Below are 259 nucleotides of genomic sequence, written 5' to 3'. Positions count from 1 at the left end.
CATGTAGCCCACCACGGCGCTCGAGTCGAGGCCGCCGGAGAGAAAAGCGCCGATGGGCACGTCGCTCACCATCTGCATACGCACCGACCGCTCCATCTGCTCGCGCACCGCGGCGACCCACTCGGCCTCCGACATTTCCCGGTCGATTTCCTCGGGAATGCGCCAGTAGCGGCGCTCTTCCAGGCGGCCGTTCTCGGCCACCAGCAACGTGGCGGGCGGGAGCTTGCGGATACCCTCGAACAGGCAGTGGGGCGCGGGC

1 protein-coding gene is annotated in these 259 nt (G+C 68.7%); it reads right to left on the bottom strand.

From position 1 onward, the window contains the following. A partial coding sequence (locus tag ACTFO6_RS19050) for an asparagine synthase-related protein (protein ID WP_439935907.1) occupies positions 1 to 259 on the bottom strand: 259 nt, incomplete at both ends.

Origin of the sequence: Pelomicrobium sp. G1 (assembly GCF_051905455.1) — a bacterium.
Classification (GTDB): domain Bacteria; phylum Pseudomonadota; class Gammaproteobacteria; order Burkholderiales; family UBA6910; genus Pelomicrobium.
The sequence above is the reverse complement of the archived record's forward strand: the minus strand, read 5'-3'. Positions and strand labels throughout refer to the sequence as shown.